The following is a 13,479-nucleotide window of genomic DNA, read 5'->3' on the forward strand; positions in this document are numbered from 1 at the left end:
GGTCATCGGGTCCTGACATGCGGGATAATGGCTGGGAAGCAATGTGTTCGATGCCGGGTATTAGGCGCCTGAATGGGGCCGTCGGCTGACGATGAGCTGGTTTCAGGAAGGGGAACGAGCATGGCGGCCATGAAGCCGCGGACGGGCGACGGCCCGCTCGAGGTCACCAAGGAGGGGCGGGGCATCGTCATGCGCGTACCGCTCGAGGGCGGCGGTCGGCTTGTCGTCGAGCTGACCCCTGATGAGGCGGACGCCCTGGGTGACGCCCTGAAGAAGGTCGTCGGCTGACCCCGCGGGGACACTGACAGCACTTCCACCTTCTGCGTTTCTGCATTCTCTGCACTGCCCCGACCGCGATCCGCGGCCGGGGCAGTGTTGTGTCCCGGGTGCGGCGCCGGCGGGTCGTCCCGCGGCCCTGAGCCCGGTCTCCGTCGTCGCTCGGGTCACGCTCCCGCACGTCCTGGGCGCCCCCCAGGGGTGTTCGCGCTCCTGAGTCGACCCCGCGGCGCCTCCATGGCCCGTCCGGGCCCGTGTCGTCCGGTGTCGTGCGTCGGCGCGTCGGCGGGGCGCCCCCGTGTCGGACGTACTCGGGTGCCCCCCCCGCGAACGCGGCGAGGTGCGGTGCCGGGCGGCGCGGGTCGGGCAAGGTCCGGGAGGGACGGCCTAGCGGCGGACGGCGCAGAGCAGGCCGTCGCCCACCGGGAGCAGCGCCGCCTCCAGCGCGGGGCTCTCGCGGACGCTGCGCAGCAGTTCGCGGACGCGCAGCACCTCCACCGGTTGGGCCGCGGAGTCGACCGTACGGCCGTCGGAGAAGACCCCCTCGAAGCACACCAGTCCCCCCGGACGCAGCAGCCGCAACGATTCGGCGAGGTAGTCGAGGGACTCGGAGGGGTCCCCGTCGCAGAAGACGAGGTCGTATCCGCCGTCGGCGAGTCGCGGGAGTACGTCGAGGGCGCGGCCGGGGATGAAGCGGGCGCGGTTGCCCGCGAAGCCGGCGGCGCGGAAGGCCTGGCGGGCGAAGGCCTGCCGGTCCGCTTCGGGATCCACCGTGGTCAGGACCCCGTCGGGGCGCATCCCGTGCAGCAGGTGGATGCCGGAAACACCGGTTCCGGTGCCGATCTCGGCGACCGCCTTGGCGTCCGCGGTGGCGGCCAGCAGGCGCAGCGCGGCCCCGGTACCGGGGGAGACGGACCTCAGGCCCGCTTCCCTGGACCGGTCGCGGGCCCATCGCAGAGCGTCGTCCTCGGCGACAAACGCGTCGGCGAACGCCCAGCTCGTCTGCCGGTTGCCGGTAATGACCCTCTCCTGTCCCCATAGTTGGCGCAACGGTGACTGTATCCGTTGACGTCGGGAACCCGCAGATGGGACCGGGCGTTGTGAAGGGTGGAGGCGGGATAAGAGGGGACGGTGCCGGGCAGATCGGCGGCCAGGACCGTTCCCGGGCTTAAGTCTCGCGTAAAGATACTGCAAAAACGCTTATCCGGAGCTGACAGAGGGGGTGGCTATGGTAGGGACTCCACTGGACACCACCAGAGCCGACAGGGGAGGTGCGGCTGCGCCTGTGGATCGTGGGGGCGTACTGAGACGCCTCTTCCGGTCGGCGGGTGAGCCGAAATCCGTGACCTACATTGCTGACCGCTTCCACACCGCCGATGCCGCAACCACCGCGACCTTCGCCGCCGATGCGGGCACCCAGGCGTGGACCCCTCCTTCATGGGAGGAGATCGTCAGCACGCACAGCGCGCGGGTCTACCGCCTTGCCTACCGTCTGACGGGTAACCAGCACGACGCCGAGGATCTGACGCAGGAGGTCTTCGTCCGCGTCTTCCGCTCGCTGTCCACGTACACGCCGGGCACCTTCGAGGGCTGGCTGCACCGCATCACCACGAACCTGTTCCTGGACATGGTCCGTCGTAAGCAGCGGATCCGCTTCGACGCGCTCGGCGACGACGCCGCCGACCGGCTGCCGAGCCGTGAGCCGTCCCCGCAGCAGGTCCTGCACGACACCCACTTCGACGCGGATGTGCAGCAGGCGCTGGACACCCTCGCCCCCGAGTTCCGCGCGGCCGTGGTGCTGTGCGACATCGAGGGCCTGTCGTACGAGGAGATCGCCGCGACCCTCGGCGTGAAGCTGGGCACCGTGCGCAGTCGTATCCACCGCGGCCGTTCGCACCTGCGCAAGGCGCTCAAGCACCGGTCCCCGCAGGCCCGTGCCGAGCAGCGCGCGCTGGCCGGAGTGGCGATGGGCGCCCCCGGCGCCGGGGGAGAGGGCGGAGCCGAGTGAGCGAGGTCAGTCCGTCACCTGCCGAACAGCACCTGGGCGATCGGCTCGCCGCCCTGGTGGACGGGGAACTGAAACACGACGCGCGCGATCGGGTCCTGGCCCACCTGGCCACCTGTGCCCGGTGCAAGGCCGAGGCCGATGCGCAGCGCCGTCTGAAGACCATGTTCGTGGAGAGCGCGCCACCGCCGCTGTCCGCGGGGCTGCTGGCGCGGTTGCAGGGGCTGCCGGGTGGTGGCCTCGACGATCCGTCGGGTCCGGCCGGTCCCGGTGGTCCCGGCCGTCCCGCCGACCCCACGGGAGCCACGGGGACCGATCCCTTCGACGCGTTCACGTACGGGCTGCCGGTCGCCGCCCGGCCGCGGCCTCAGGACGGCTTCCGTATCCACGAGGTGGGCCGTCCACGACGGCGGTTCGCCTTCGTCGCCGCCGGGGCCGTCTCCCTGGCCGCGCTCGCGCTCGGTGGTGCCCTGCCGCTGGAGGTGGACCCGAACCTGCGGGGAGATTCCCCGGCCCCGGCCTCCAGGCCCGGTCCCGCGCTGCCCGTGGCCGATCAGGGGGCCCGTGACCGCCCGCCCACCCCGGAGGCCGTCCCGACCCTCCTGACGGCCGTGGCGACCCCGCTGCCGCCGCTCCAGCCCTCCCCGCCGCAACCGGCGCGTCCGGTCTCCCTGCTGCGCTGACGCGGGACCTGATTGAATCTTCGGCACATGCGCATAGGCACGCGGGGAGCGCCGATGGCCGACAGGCACCAGACCGATCCGGCTCCACAGTGGTGGAGCCGGCCCGAGGGCACGGCCGAGGGCGGCCGCCGCGAAGGGGTTCCCGCGCCACGGCCCGAAACCGGGGGCGGGGACCACGTACAGGACGCGGCCCCGACCTCGGCCCCGTCGGACCCTTCCCCCGACGCCCCTTCCGACGGCGCCGCGGTCCCCGCGGTGCGGTACGACCCCTGGGGCGCCGAGCCGTTGCAGGTCGTGGACCGCGGCCGGACGCCGCGCGGGATCCGACTGTGGCAGGTGGTGGCCCTCAGCCTCGGTACGGCCCTGCTCGCCGGCGGCATCGGCGGCTACGTCGGCGTCCTCGCCGAGCGGCGGAGCAACACCCGGCTGGAGCTGCCCCAGGCCGCCGCCGTCGACCGGGGCCGGGCCCCGGAGAGCGTGGCCGGGATCGCGGCCACCGCACTGCCGGGCGTGGTGACCCTGCACGTGCGGGGCACGAAGGGCAGCGGTACGGGGACCGGCTTCGTGCTCGACCAGCAGGGGCACATCCTGACCAACAGCCATGTGGTCGCCGACTCCCAGGAGATAACGGTCACCTTCAGCACCGGCGAGAGCGTCACCGCCGCGCTGGTCGGCCGCGACTCCGGCTACGACCTGGCCGTGGTCAAGGTCGACGGGGTGCGCGGGCTCCAGCCGCTGAGCCTGGGGAACTCCGAGAACGTGAAGGTCGGCGACCCGGTGGTGGCCATCGGCGCGCCCTTCGACCTGTCGAACACCGTCACCGCCGGGATCATCAGCGCCACCGGCCGGCCCGTCACCGCGGGCGGCGACAAGGGCGACGGCAGCGACATCAGCTACGTCGACGCGCTGCAGACCGACGCCCCCATCAACCCGGGGAACTCCGGCGGCCCGCTCCTCGACGCGAAGGCCCACGTGGTCGGCATCAACAGTGCGATCCGCGGGGCCGACAAGGACGACTCCACCCGGCAGGGCGGCTCCATCGGGCTCGGCTTCGCCATCCCCGTCAACCAGGGCAAGCGCGTCGCCGAGGAGCTCATCCGCACCGGCCGTGCCACGCACCCGGTCATCGGGGTCACCCTGGACATGGACTACGCGGGCGACGGGGCCCGGGTCGGGGACAAGGGCGAGGACGGCAAGCCGTCCGTGGTCGCCGGCGGACCGGGCGCGCGCGCCGGGATCCGGGCCGGGGACGTGATCACCAAGGTGGACGGCCAACGGGTCCGGGGCGGCGACGAGCTGATCATCAAGATCCGGGCCCACCGCCCGGGCGACGCGCTGACCCTCACCGTGCTCCGCCAGGGCCGCGAAAGCACACTGGAAGTGGTCCTCGGATCGGCGAACGGCTCATGAGCGGGGGATGACGGTCGGGAGAAACCGGCCCTGCGGGCGGCACACAGGTATGGGCCCGTGGGCAACGCCGGGTACCGTGTGTCGGGGCCCGAAGTGATAGAGAGCCGAGGAGCGGCAAGGTGTTCAACGACATAGGCGCACTCGAACTTGTCACGATCGTGGTGCTCGGCATCCTCGTCTTCGGACCGGACAAGCTGCCCAAGGTCATTCAGGACGTCACGGGCTTCATCCGTAAGGTCCGGGCGTTCTCCGACAGCGCCAAGCACGACATCCGCTCCGAACTCGGCCCGGAGTTCAAGGATTTCGAGTTCGAGGACCTGAACCCGAAGACCTTCATCCGCAAGCAGCTGACGGAGAACGAGGACCTCAAGGAGATCCGCACCAGCTTCGATCTCCGCAAGGAACTCAACGACGTCTCCGACGCCGTGAAGAGCTCGGAGGCCGGCGCCGCCCCGACCTCCGCGGCCGCAGCCGCCACGCCCGCCGTGACCGGCCCGGACCTGCTGAAGAAGCCCGCCGCTCCCGCCCCGGAGGAGCGCTCGCGCTTCGACGCCGACGCCACCTGAGGCGCGGCCTGCCCGGCGATCCCCGGTCGGATGGCTATCCTCCATCTGTCCGGATCGCAGGACGCCCGAGGGAGGGGGTCCCCCCAGCACAGCGAGGGGGAGGGCCGTTCCGGACCCCACGGAACGAGAGGCCGCCCAGATGGAGACGACGAGCAGCAGCCGGGTAGGGGCACAGACCGCGGAGGCCCCCGCGGCCGCCGCAGCACCCGACCAGGAGCCGGATACCGGCCCCGACAGCCATACGCAGCCACAGGAGGCTGCCGCGCCCGTGCCGGCGGCCCGCCGGACGGCCGAGGGGTTCCTGGCCGCCGACTTCCCCTGGTACGGGCTGGACGGGGCCTTCACCGGCCCCCGCTGGCTCATGCAGGTCGCGGTCGCCGCCGACGGCACCGTGGAGCACGGCTCCACCGGCCACGGCGACGAGCCCTCCGCCCGGGGCGAGATCGCCACCGGCGAGAAGGAACGGTTCGCGGTGGTCATCACCGTGGCGAGCAACCCGCTGCGCCGCAGCGGCGACGGCACCGGCGTCCTGGAGGCCACCTCTGTCGCCTCCGCGGCCTGGCTGGCCGGCTCCGGGCTGCTGGCGTACAGCTGGCCCGGCCAGATGGACCACTCGCTGCGCGACGACTGGCTGGACCAGCAGACCGAGGCCGCGTGGGAGCTGGCGGACGACCTGGCCGGTGAGGACTGGTCCACCCTGTCGCTGCCGGTGGACGGCGAGCCGACGCCGTTCCACTACCGCGAGTCGGAGTTCGGGTGGGTGCTGGCCGGCTCCACCGGGAGCGGGGTCCACCTGGGCGCGTTCGGCCGCGGGATGAGCGCGTACGGGCTCGGGTTCTCCGCGATCGCGGACCTCGGCTCGTACCAGTAGCAGGGGCCGCAGGACGGTCCACGGATGACGGGGACCGGAACGGGGAAGGGCGCCGCTCGGCGAGCGGCGCCCTTCCCCGTGGTACGGACGATCAGAACTTGTTGCGCGGGGTGATGCCCAGGGACATGCCCGACAGGCCACGCGCACGGCCGCCCAGCTTGCCCGCGATCGCGCGTAGGGCCGCACCGGCCGGGGAGTCCGGGTCGGACAGCACGACGGGCTTGCCCTCGTCGCCGCCCTCGCGCAGCCGCACGTCGATCGGGATCGAGCCCAGCACCGGCACCGTCGCGCCGACCGTCTTGGTCAGGCCGTCGGCGACCTTCTGGCCACCGCCCGAGCCGAAGACGTCCACCATCTCGTCGCAGTGCGGGCACGGCAGGCCCGACATGTTCTCGACCACGCCGACGATCTTCTGGTGGGTCTGCACGGCGATGGAGCCGGCCCGCTCCGCGACCTCGGCCGCGGCCTGCTGCGGGGTGGTGACGACGAGGATCTCCGCATTCGGCACCAGCTGGGCGACGGAGATCGCGATGTCACCCGTACCCGGCGGCAGGTCCAACAGCAGCACGTCCAGGTCGCCCCAGAACACGTCCGCCAGGAACTGCTGGAGGGCGCGGTGCAGCATGGGACCGCGCCACACCACCGGGGCGTTGCCCGGGGTGAACATGCCGATGGAGATGACCTTCACACCGTGCGCCGACGGCGGCATGATCATGTTCTCGACCTGGGTGGGACGGCCGTCCACACCCAGCATGCGCGGCACGCTGTGGCCGTAGATGTCCGCGTCGACCACGCCGACCTTCAGGCCGTCGGCCGCCATCGCCGCGGCCAGGTTCACCGTGACGGAGGACTTGCCGACACCGCCCTTGCCGGACGCGACCGCGTACACCCGGGTCAGCGAGCCCGGCTTGGCGAAGGGCACCTCGCGCTCCGCGGTGCCGCCGCGCAGCGTGGCCGCCAGGTCCTTGCGCTGCTCGTCGCTCATCACGTCGAGGGTGACGGCGACGGAGGTGACGCCCGCGACCTTCTCGACGGCCTCGGTGACGTTCTTGGTGATGGTCTCGCGCATCGGACAGCCCGACACCGTGAGGTAGACCGTGACGGCGACCTCGCCGCCCTCGCCGATCTCCACCGATTTGACCATGCCGAGCTCGGTGATCGGCCGGTGGATCTCGGGGTCGTTCACCGTCGCCAGTGCGTCCAGGATCGCGTCCTGCTCAGGCACGGCGGCGGAGCTTGTGTCGGTAGCCATGTACCCGATGGTACGGCTCGGTAGCAGGCCGCAGGTAAGCCTCTCAGCGGTCGCCTTCGTCACGTTCGGCGGGGAATAGACGGCGCTCGTCCATCTCCTTGATCAGGTCCTGGAACTCGGACCTGATCCAGTCGCGGGTGGCGACCTCGCCCAGACCCATCCGCAGGGCGGCGATCTCCCGGGTCAGGTACTCCGTGTCCGCGATGGACCGCTCGTTCTGCTTGCGGTCCTGCTCGTGGGTGACCCGGTCGCGGTCGTCCTGCCGGTTCTGCGCGAGCAGGATCAGCGGAGCCGCGTAGGAGGCCTGGAGCGACAGCATCAGCGTCAGGAAGATGAACGGGTACGGGTCGAACCGCAGCTCGTCCGGCGCGAAGATGTTCCACAGCACCCAGACGATGATGACCAGGGTCATCCAGACGATGAACCGGCCGGTGCCCAGGAACCGCGCCACCCGCTCCGACAGCCGGCCGAAGGCCTCCGGGTCGTACTCGGGCAGCAGCGACCGCCGCGGCGCGCGCGGCTGGTCCAGGCGCACCCGCGAGCGCGTCAGCGCGCTCGACCCGGTGCTCGACGACTTCGCCGAGCGCTCGCCGGAACGTTCCGCCGCGTCCGCCGCCAGCCCGTGCTCGCGGGCCTGCGTCCTCGCCTGCTCGCGCCGCTCCCGGATCTGCTCACGGCGCCGCTCGCGCGCCTGCTCGCCCCGCCCTCGGTCGAAGCGTCCTCGCTCAGCGGCCACCCACGGCCTCCTCGGAATGGAAGTCCGTCTCCCGCCAGTCGTCCGGCAGCAGGTGGTCCAGCACGTCGTCCACGGTCACCGCGCCCAGCAGCGAGCCGCTCTCGTCGACCACCGGCACCGCCACCATGTTGTAGGCGGCGAGGTGCGTGGTGACCGCGGGCAGCGAGGCGTTCGGCCGCAGCGGCGGCAGGTCCGTGTCCACGATCGAGCTGACCAGGGTGAACGGGGGGTCGCGCAGCAGCCGCTGGAAGTGCACCGTCCCCAGGTACTTGCCGGTCGGCGTCTCGTCCGGCGGCCGGCACACGTACACCTGCGCCGCCAGCGCCGGCGACAGGTCCGCCTGCCGTACGCGGGCCAGCGCGTCGGCGACCGTCGCGTCGGGCCGCAGCACGATCGGCTCGGTGGTCATCAGACCGCCGGCGGTGTTCTCCTCGTAGGACAGCAGGCGGCGCACATCGGCCGCGTCGTCCGGCTGCATCAGCGTCAGCAGCCGCTCCTTGTCGTCCTCCGGCAGCTCGGAGAGCAGGTCGGCCGCGTCGTCCGGGTCCATCGCCTCCAGGACGTCGGCGGCGCGCTCCTCCTTCAGCTTGCCGAGGATCTCCACCTGCTCGTCCTCCGGCAGCTCCTCCAGCACGTCCGCGAGCCGGTCGTCGTCCAGGGCGTTGGCCACCTCGGCGCGCCGCTTGGGCGTCAGGTGGTGCAGGACGTTCGCCACGTCCGCCGGGCGCATCTGCTCGAAGGTGGCGACCAGGTTCTCGGCCCCCTGTCCATGCTCCTCCAGCGAGAAGCCCGTCACCGCCGACCACTCCACCGTCAGGGCCTCGCCGCGCCGGCGCAGCGCCCCCGACTTGCCCTTGCGCACGAAGATCCGGTCGATCTCCCAGTCCCGGCGGGCCGGCAGCTGCTGGATGGCCACGTCCAGGACGGTGACCTCCTCGCCGCTCGCGACCAGCGTCACCCGCCGGTCCAGCAGCTCGCCCAGGACCAGGCGTTCGGTCGGGCGCTGCTCGAACCGCCGCATGTTGATCACACCGGTGGTGATGACCTGCCCGGACTCCACCCCGGTGACCCGGGTCATCGGCAGGAAGATCCGGCGCCGGCTGACGACCTCGACCACCAGACCCAGCAGGCGCGGCGGGCGGCCGCCGACCCGGAGCATCGCGACGAGGTCGCGGACCCGACCGACCTGGTCGCCGTTGGGATCGAAGACGGGCACACCCGACAGATGCGAGACGAAGATCCGCGGGGCGCCTGCAGCCATCCGAGCGCCTCCTAGTGCGTCGATCAAGAGTCGTGCCGCCCCTCAGGCTAGCCCGTGCCGGCGGAAAGCGTCCTGGTGGGGCCGTCCGCCCGGGGGCCCGTGAACACCGGGGCGCGGTCGCGGGTCGCGATGTACGGGCGGGTACGCTGCCTGCTGCTCGCAGATGTCCGACGAGAGGCACCCGCCCGTGACCGCCTACTTCCCTGCCGCGCGGCTGCGCCGGGCCGCGTTCATCGGTGTGCTGTGCGCGGGCCTCGCCGTCACCGGTACGGGCTGCGGCGAGGACCCCGACGAGGGCACCAACGGCGTCGGCAAGCTCTCCGCCGACAAGATCGAGGAGAAGGCGAAGGCGGCCGCGACCGAGGCCGACGCGGTGCACCTGTCCGGCACGCTGGTGAGCGGCGGCAAGTCCTTCACCCTCGACATGCGGCTCAAGTCGGACGGCGGCTCCGGCGAGGTCAAGTCCAACGACGACACCTTCCAGCTGCTGCGCGTGGGAGAGCAGCTGTACCTGAAGGCGAGCGCGGCGTTCTGGGGCCAGTCCGACTCGGCCGGCAAGCTCGGCGACAAGTTCGTGAAGGTGCCCGAGGGCGACCCCTCCTACAAGCAGTTCCGCGGCTTCACCGACATGGACGTGCTGCTGGACGGGCTGCTCGGACTGGAGGGCAAGCTCGCCAAGGGCTCCTACACCAAGGTCGGGCACACCCGCGCGGTCCAGGTCACTGCGGACGCGGGCAAGGGCGGCAAGCTCTCCGTCTCCCTGGAGGGCACCCCGTACCCGCTGCTGATGGAGCGGGCGGGCGGCGCCGGCCGGGTGGAACTCGCCGAGTGGGGCAAGACGTTCCCGCTGGAGGCGCCCGCGCAGGACCAGACGGTCGACTACGGCTCCCAGCTGCCGACGACCAAGGACCAGAGCGGCGGACCCGCCCCCTCCTCCTCCAAGGGCACCGGCCAGGGCGCGAACCCGACCAAGCCGTGACGCTCCGCGGGTGGGCCGGGAGTCAGGATCCGGAGGACACGCCCCGGCGGCGCTTCAGCAACAGCTTCGGCAGCCCCGCCGGAACGGCCCGGCGGGTCGTCGCCGGGGACGGCAGCGGGACGGCGACCAGCGAGCCGTCCGGGAGCTGCGACCGGACCGATTCCGGCTCCAAGCGCAGCAGCCGGCACTCCCGCGCCCACCGCTCGGTCATCTCCTCGGAGTCGGACGCGTTCAGCCGCTTGCCCTTGAGCTCGGCGACCGCCGCCACCCACTCCTCGCCGCGCGGCGGCACTTCCCGTACTGTCGCCGTCCAGGCCACCAGCCGGCCGCCCTTGTCCTTGCTCCGCACGGTCACCTCGGCCCGCGCGCCGTCCGCCAGCCCCGGGAACGGCTGCTCGCCGGGCCCGTCGCCCAGCACATGGGCCGCGCCGTCCACCCAGGCGTGCCACAGGGCGCGGTCGGCCCCGTCGCCGCGCACCCAGATCAGGCCGGACTTCTTGGTGGCCTCCTCGACGAGGGCCAGGTCGAGCGTGCTGAGAGTCATGCCGACAGGGTAGGGGGTCGCCGCACGCCCGCGAGCGGGCGTCCGGGACACGGGTCCGGGAGGGGGTCCGGGACGCCGGTCCGGGCTCAGAGCCAGCCGTGCCGGCGCAGTGCGCGGTGGATGGTGAAGCAGGAGGCGACGATCGCGACCATCACCATCGGATATCCGTAGCGCCAGTGGAGCTCCGGCATGTGGTCGAAGTTCATCCCGTACACGCCGCAGATCATCGTCGGCACGGCGATGATCGCCGCCCAGGAGGTGATCTTGCGCATGTCCTCGTTCTGGGCGACCGTCGCCTGCGCGAGATTGGCCTGGAGGATCGAGTTCAGCAGCTCGTCGAAACCCACCACCTGCTCGTGCACCCGCGCCAGGTGGTCGGCGACATCGCGGAAGTACTTCTGGATGTCCGGGTCCACCAGCCGCATCGGCCGCTCGCTCAGCAGCTCCATCGGACGCAGCAGCGGCGAGACCGCCCGCTTGAACTCCAGCACCTCGCGCTTGAGCTGGTAGATGCGGCCCGCGTCGCCGCCGCGGGCACTGCCCTTGGTCGGGGCGGCGAAGACCTCGCTCTCCACCTCGTCGATGTCGTCCTGCACCGCCGCCGCGACCGCGATGTAGCCGTCGACGACGTGGTCGGCGATGGAGTGCAGGACCGCCGAGGGGCCCTTGGCGAGGAGCTCCGGGTCGTCCTGCAGGCGGTGGCGCAGCCCCTTGAGGGAGCCCTGTCCGCCGTGCCGGACGGTGATGACGAAGTCTGGTCCGGTGAAACACATCACCTCGCCGGTCTCCACCACCTCGCTGGTGGCGGTCAGTTCGGCGTGGTCGACGTAGTGGATCGTCTTGAAGACGGTGAAGAGGGTGTCGTCGTAGCGCTCCAGCTTCGGCCGCTGGTGCGCGTGCACCGCGTCCTCCACGGCCAGCGGGTGCAGGCCGAAGGTCGCGGCGATCCCCGCGAACTCGGCCTCCGTCGGCTCGTGCAGGCCGATCCAGACGAATCCGCCGTCCTCACGGACCCGGCGGATCGCCTCACGGGGCGTCAGGCACGTCGGGCCCAGCACCCGCCGCCCGCCGCGGTACACGGCGCAGTCGACCACCGCGCTGCTCGCCGACGGGTCGCGGGTGGTGTCGTAGCCGGGCTGTACGGGGGTGGCCCTGCGCAGGGACGGGCGTACGGCCGCACGCAGGTAGGGCAGCATCGACATGGCAGGCTCCTTCTCGCGCACGGCTGCGGACCGTACGGGTGGGAGACCCTCCACCGCGGGCGGGCAGGCCCAGGCAGGGGGAGGGAACAGGACGGGAGGACAACGTTCTGCCGTCGCTCTTCTACTGACCGGCGGATCAGGGGATCGAGCAGATCAAAGGGGGCGGGAAACGCCCGTCACAGAAGTGGAAGAGCGATTGGTACTGCACGATCGACTTCGGTCCACCGCAGCCCCACCTCCTCCGGCCGGTCCCCCGTGAGGGACGTCCTGTTGCCGGGGCGCTGAAACACCGCTTCTGCGTGCGGCCCCGAACAGCTGTCAACACTATCAGCCGACGGATGGTCAAGACCCGCCCTTTACCCGCCTGATACGAGTTCTATGCTCGGTTCATGGCAGAAATTCTGGCCCTCGTGGAGGCCCGACTGCGCACGGCGTTCGGTGAACCCGACGCACGCGCCGCCGTCACCTTCCTGGGCACCGACCGCATCGAGGTACTCCGTTTCGCCGAGGGCGACCTCGTGCGGTACGCGACCCTCGGGATGTCCGCGCACCCGATGACCGATCCGACCGCCGTGGTCGCCGACCCCGTACGGGGCCCGCGCGCCGAGCTCGTGCTGACCGTACGGGCCGGGCTGGCGGCCACCGACAAACTCCTGCGGCCGCTCGCGGTGCTGGCCGCGTCACCCCAGGTCGAGGGGCTGATCGTGGCCCCCGGGGCCTCGCTGGACGTGGGTGAACCGCTGTGGGACGGGGCCTCCTTCAGCTCCGTCCTCGTGGCGGAACCGGGGGGTCTGGTCGAGGATCTGGAGCTCGACGAGCCCATGGATCCGGTCCACTTCCTGCCCCTGCTGCCGATGACGGCGAACGAGGCCGCCTGGAAACGCGTGCACGGAGCGGCCGCGCTCCAGGAACGCTGGCTCGCGCGCGGAACGGACCTGCGGGACCCTTTGCGCAGCGCCGTCGCGTTGGACTGAGGGTCCGGACGGGTGAGCGTGCCTTGACGGGGGGCCGGGCGGGGAGGAGCGTGGCTTCTTATGAGGGGTGAACCAAGTTGCCCGAAGTGCGGTGGCCGGGTCAGGGCGCCCGGACTCTTCTCCGACTCCTGGCAGTGCGCGGTGCACGGCGCTGTCCACCCCCTGCAACCCGTCATCCCGCCGAGCGTCGAAGGCATGAGCGTGGTGGTGCACCGGGCGCGGGTACCGGTGTGGATGCCCTGGCCGCTTCCGGTGGGGTGGCTGTTCACGGGGGTCGCGTCCGCGGGTGACGACCGCAGCGGTGGCCGGGCGACGGCGGTGGCCTGTTCGGGCCCCGGCCCGCTGGGCGGCATCGGCGAGCTGCTGCTGATCGCGGAGGAGCTGGGCGTGGGCCTGGGCGCGCGATACGCGGGCATCGACGGTGTCGACCCCGGCTCGTCCATCGACGTATCGGCGCCGCCCCACGCCAAGGTGGTCGCCGCCGGCCGCCCGACACCGCTGTGGCACGTCAAGGGCGGCCCCGACGACCGGGCCGTCTTCGCCGGCGAGGCGCGCGGCCTGTGGCTCTGGGCGATCGTCTGGCCGGAGCAGTCCGGCCTGCTGATGTACGACGAGCTCGTCCTCACCGACCTGCGCGACGCGGGCGCCGAGGTCGAGCTCGTTCCGTGCGGGGCCCTGAGTCCGCGCATCCTGGGCCCTGCCTGAGGGGGTCCGCGGCCC

General features: G+C 72.0%; 15 protein-coding genes. 9 read left to right on the forward strand and 6 right to left on the reverse strand.

Features of this window, described 5'->3' with window-relative positions; translation table 11 throughout:
- Positions 1-120: 120 nt before the first annotated feature.
- Positions 121-288 (forward strand): DUF3117 domain-containing protein, encoded by a 168-nt coding sequence (locus tag BCL76_RS22485; protein ID WP_003966491.1) that lies wholly within the window; start codon positions 121-123, stop codon positions 286-288.
- 375 nt (positions 289-663) lie between these two features.
- Here the strand turns inward: BCL76_RS22485 and BCL76_RS22490 are convergent, their stop codons facing one another.
- Positions 664-1,326, reverse strand: coding sequence for an O-methyltransferase (locus BCL76_RS22490; RefSeq protein WP_030385883.1), 663 nt, complete (start codon positions 1,324-1,326; stop codon positions 664-666).
- Between the two features lie 178 nt (positions 1,327-1,504).
- On the opposite strand from BCL76_RS22490, the gene sigE reads away from it, so the two are divergent.
- The 5 genes from sigE to BCL76_RS22515 all read left to right on the forward strand — a co-directional run bounded on the left by sigE (position 1,505) and on the right by BCL76_RS22515 (position 5,811).
- On the forward strand, positions 1,505-2,284 hold the full coding sequence (sigE, locus tag BCL76_RS22495; RefSeq protein WP_181382663.1) for an RNA polymerase sigma factor SigE: 780 nt from the start codon (positions 1,505-1,507) through the stop codon (positions 2,282-2,284).
- Positions 2,281-2,964 (forward strand): anti-sigma factor family protein, encoded by a 684-nt coding sequence (locus BCL76_RS22500; protein ID WP_109781244.1) that lies wholly within the window; start codon positions 2,281-2,283, stop codon positions 2,962-2,964. Before sigE ends, BCL76_RS22500 begins: the two co-directional genes overlap by 4 nt.
- Positions 2,965-3,018: 54 nt before the next feature.
- Positions 3,019-4,374: a trypsin-like peptidase domain-containing protein gene (locus tag BCL76_RS22505; RefSeq protein WP_109781245.1), complete on the forward strand. Its 1,356-nt coding sequence runs from the start codon at positions 3,019-3,021 to the stop codon at positions 4,372-4,374.
- Positions 4,375-4,493: 119 nt separating this feature from the next.
- Complete coding sequence (locus BCL76_RS22510; RefSeq protein ID WP_109781246.1) at positions 4,494-4,940, forward strand: sec-independent translocase; 447 nt, start codon at positions 4,494-4,496, stop codon at positions 4,938-4,940.
- Positions 4,941-5,079: 139 nt separating this feature from the next.
- The gene (locus BCL76_RS22515) at positions 5,080-5,811 is read left to right on the forward strand and encodes a hypothetical protein (RefSeq protein ID WP_109781247.1); all 732 of its coding nucleotides are present in this window, start codon (positions 5,080-5,082) and stop codon (positions 5,809-5,811) included.
- 91 nt (positions 5,812-5,902) lie between these two features.
- Here the strand turns inward: BCL76_RS22515 and BCL76_RS22520 are convergent, their stop codons facing one another.
- The 3 genes from BCL76_RS22520 to BCL76_RS22530 all read right to left on the reverse strand — a co-directional run bounded on the left by BCL76_RS22520 (position 5,903) and on the right by BCL76_RS22530 (position 9,060).
- Entirely contained in the window at positions 5,903-7,063 is a 1,161-nt protein-coding gene (locus tag BCL76_RS22520; RefSeq protein WP_109781248.1) for an Mrp/NBP35 family ATP-binding protein, read from the reverse strand.
- A 43-nt stretch (positions 7,064-7,106) separates the two neighbouring features.
- Positions 7,107-7,682, reverse strand: a complete 576-nt coding sequence (locus BCL76_RS22525) for a DUF1003 domain-containing protein (protein ID WP_109781385.1) — start codon at positions 7,680-7,682, stop codon at positions 7,107-7,109.
- Between the two features lie 106 nt (positions 7,683-7,788).
- Complete coding sequence (locus tag BCL76_RS22530) at positions 7,789-9,060, reverse strand: magnesium transporter MgtE N-terminal domain-containing protein (RefSeq protein ID WP_030764689.1); 1,272 nt, start codon at positions 9,058-9,060, stop codon at positions 7,789-7,791.
- A 163-nt stretch (positions 9,061-9,223) separates the two neighbouring features.
- Between BCL76_RS22530 and BCL76_RS22535 the strand changes: the two genes are divergently transcribed.
- On the forward strand, positions 9,224-10,039 hold the full coding sequence (locus tag BCL76_RS22535) for a hypothetical protein (RefSeq protein WP_258309846.1): 816 nt from the start codon (positions 9,224-9,226) through the stop codon (positions 10,037-10,039).
- Positions 10,040-10,061: 22 nt separating this feature from the next.
- On the opposite strand, the gene BCL76_RS22540 is transcribed toward BCL76_RS22535, so the two are convergent.
- A complete protein-coding gene (locus BCL76_RS22540; RefSeq protein ID WP_109781249.1) occupies positions 10,062-10,583 on the reverse strand; it encodes a hypothetical protein in 522 nt (173 codons plus the stop codon).
- Between the two features lie 86 nt (positions 10,584-10,669).
- Entirely contained in the window at positions 10,670-11,785 is a 1,116-nt protein-coding gene (locus BCL76_RS22545) for a magnesium and cobalt transport protein CorA (protein WP_109781250.1), read from the reverse strand.
- 389 nt (positions 11,786-12,174) lie between these two features.
- Between BCL76_RS22545 and BCL76_RS22550 the strand changes: the two genes are divergently transcribed.
- Positions 12,175-12,759: a suppressor of fused domain protein gene (locus BCL76_RS22550; RefSeq protein WP_030764679.1), complete on the forward strand. Its 585-nt coding sequence runs from the start codon at positions 12,175-12,177 to the stop codon at positions 12,757-12,759.
- 60 nt (positions 12,760-12,819) lie between these two features.
- Positions 12,820-13,464, forward strand: a complete 645-nt coding sequence (locus BCL76_RS22555) for a DUF6758 family protein (RefSeq protein ID WP_109781251.1) — start codon at positions 12,820-12,822, stop codon at positions 13,462-13,464.
- The last annotated feature ends 15 nt before the right edge of the window (positions 13,465-13,479 follow it).

It is taken from the genome of Streptomyces sp. CG 926 (assembly GCF_003148825.1).
Lineage (GTDB): Bacteria > Actinomycetota > Actinomycetes > Streptomycetales > Streptomycetaceae > Streptomyces.

Bases quoted from the DNA above. Each gene is read 5' to 3' on its own strand.
- BCL76_RS22485 (WP_003966491.1), top strand. From the start codon at position 121: ATGGCGGCCATGAAGCCGCGGACGGGCGACGGCCCGCTCGAGGTCACC.
- sigE (WP_181382663.1), top strand. From the start codon at position 1,505: ATGGTAGGGACTCCACTGGACACCACCAGAGCCGACAGGGGAGGTGCG.
- BCL76_RS22505 (WP_109781245.1), top strand. From the start codon at position 3,019: ATGGCCGACAGGCACCAGACCGATCCGGCTCCACAGTGGTGGAGCCGG.
- BCL76_RS22515 (WP_109781247.1), top strand. From the start codon at position 5,080: ATGGAGACGACGAGCAGCAGCCGGGTAGGGGCACAGACCGCGGAGGCC.
- BCL76_RS22520 (WP_109781248.1), bottom strand. From the start codon at position 7,063: ATGGCTACCGACACAAGCTCCGCCGCCGTGCCTGAGCAGGACGCGATC.
- BCL76_RS22530 (WP_030764689.1), bottom strand. From the start codon at position 9,060: ATGGCTGCAGGCGCCCCGCGGATCTTCGTCTCGCATCTGTCGGGTGTG.
- BCL76_RS22535 (WP_258309846.1), top strand. From the start codon at position 9,224: ATGTCCGACGAGAGGCACCCGCCCGTGACCGCCTACTTCCCTGCCGCG.
- BCL76_RS22540 (WP_109781249.1), bottom strand. From the start codon at position 10,583: ATGACTCTCAGCACGCTCGACCTGGCCCTCGTCGAGGAGGCCACCAAG.
- BCL76_RS22545 (WP_109781250.1), bottom strand. From the start codon at position 11,785: ATGTCGATGCTGCCCTACCTGCGTGCGGCCGTACGCCCGTCCCTGCGC.
- BCL76_RS22550 (WP_030764679.1), top strand. From the start codon at position 12,175: ATGGCAGAAATTCTGGCCCTCGTGGAGGCCCGACTGCGCACGGCGTTC.
- BCL76_RS22555 (WP_109781251.1), top strand. From the start codon at position 12,820: ATGAGGGGTGAACCAAGTTGCCCGAAGTGCGGTGGCCGGGTCAGGGCG.